The organism is Aminobacter sp. P4_H6_2 (assembly GCF_056400805.1).
The window spans coordinates 1-1,977 of the sequence record NZ_JBFUKO010000830.1 but is presented as its reverse complement, the minus strand read 5'-3'; the positions used below and the strand labels follow the sequence as shown (position 1 = coordinate 1,977).

The window sequence follows — 1,977 nt, the reverse complement described above, 5'->3', positions numbered from 1 at the left end:
ATGTGGAAGTAGCTCACGCTCAAATGGGGTTGAGAACGCCGGGCGTATCGTTTCGGTGATCTTACCTTTCGACCGATCATCCACATCGACATCAACTGGGATGACAAACGGCTTCATTAGGTCCGCAGGATCGGTTTCTCGTACCGAACGAGCTTACGAGGCCGAGCTCAGAAAGGCGTTCGACGCCCTACCCTGGCGCGAGCACTGGAGGGCACTTCTGCCTGGCCTCTTACTGTTCATTCTGATGATCGAGATGGCCGTTGCATTCGTCGCAGATGCGCCACGATGTCTCGCGGCAGTCTGCATCGCCGCGACTGTCTGGGCTCTAGGGTGCGAGGCTTGCGGCAGTAGGCTGGAAAGCTCGAGCTGAAAAACCGCGTAGAATCTGCAGCTCCAGCACTACGATCGTGCGCCAGCAGCTTCCACGAATGCGTCAAATATCAAGGCACCGGGGTGTTCATTCACATCGAACTTTTCGGGATGCCATTGCAGCCCTATGGCAAAGGAACGCGACGGCACCTCAATGGCTTCGACCACGCCATCCGGTCCATGGGCTGCTACGACGACATTGCTGGATATCTCAACGAGCGCCTCTCGATGAAAGCTATTGACGCTGAACGCGTGGACACCAAAGATGTCGGCCATTCGGGTGCCCCTCTTGATACTCACATCGTGGAATACGTTGGCTTGGTCATGGTTCAGTGCGCCCGGCCACGACGAATGCACATCCGAGACCATCCGGCAGCCGTTGAGACATCCGAGCATCTGCATGCCATTGCAGATACCGAGCACGGGTTTGTCGCGAGCAAGAAACCCTTCCATCAGCGCAATCTCTATGGCTACGCGGTCTGACGTCGGATACTTGGATTGGTCACCTTCGACGTACCACTTCTCAGGGAAGTTTATCCGTCCACCGATACTCAAGAACCCGTCGAATTCGTCTGCCACCTGGTCGAGCGTGTCAGCCACGTATGGAATGCCAATCGGAAGGGCTCCCGCCGAGGCTATGGCTGAAAAGTAGTTCTTCGAGGTCTCGTACAGGCCTCCGCCAGAACTGGTGTTTTCATCCATGATCACAGCGATAATAGGCTTGCGTGCCATTGTGTTCCTGCCGGGGCTCTAGAAGTTTCACAAACAAGTACGTGCATGTGCCAAAACAAATGTCACGAGACTTCGCTCGTGCAACCGAATGTTCACCAACTAAGTTGCTTCGGAATATCGCACCCGATGGCCCTTGCCTATCTGGAGGCGCTCAGGATTTTTCGGCATGGGCAGGCTCGTTTGCAGGAGGATTGGCTGACTGGTCGACGGCGATGGAGGGTGCGCCGACACGGTGGAACCCTCTTACCTCTCCCAGAATGCCGCGCGGGCGCAGAAGCAGGATCGCGCAGAGTGCCGTCCCGATCATGACGATCTGCAGCGATGCGGCGCGCGCTTGCTGTTCCGGCGGAAACAATGCTGACACCGTACTGGCTGAAACCGCCCAGATGCCCCATACGACGACCGCGCCGAGGATGGCGCCTCGGTTGTTGCCGGAGCCGCCAACGATCAGCATCGCCCAGACCTGGAAGGTGAGTGTCGGCATGTAATTGTCGGGGGCGATGAAGCCGATGAAATGCGCCTGCGTGGCGCCGGCAAGCCCCATGATGGCGCCGCCGATGGCAAATGCCTGGAGCCGGAACCGCACGGCGTTCTTGCCCAGCGCAAGGGCCGCCGTCTCATCCTCGCGGATGGCGCGAAGCACCCTGCCCCACGGGCTGCGCGCCAGCCGCTCCAGCGCGAGATAAAGCAGGATGACGATTGCCGCGAGCACCGCCAGATTTAGCGCGCTGAACAGAGAGGGATTTCCGGCAAGGCTGGCGAAGGGCCGTGGAATGAAGCTGATGCCGAAGGGGCCGCCGGTCACCGGTTCCAGGTTGAGCACGCACAATTGCACCGCGACGGCGACGCCGAAGGTGGCAATGGCCAGATAGTCGG

Annotated in this window: 2 protein-coding genes; both read right to left on the bottom strand. The window is 58.9% G+C overall.

Annotated features, from left to right (window positions below):
- Window positions 1-399: 399 nt before the first annotated feature.
- Window positions 400-1,101 carry a gamma-glutamyl-gamma-aminobutyrate hydrolase family protein gene (locus AC1DUU_RS30675; RefSeq protein WP_476787083.1) on the bottom strand — a complete coding sequence of 234 codons (702 nt, stop codon included), beginning with the start codon at window positions 1,099-1,101 and terminating at the stop codon, window positions 400-402.
- A 151-nt stretch (window positions 1,102-1,252) separates the two neighbouring features.
- The coding region (locus tag AC1DUU_RS30670) for a branched-chain amino acid ABC transporter permease (protein ID WP_476787082.1) at window positions 1,253-1,977 on the bottom strand (725 nt) is incomplete at its 5' end.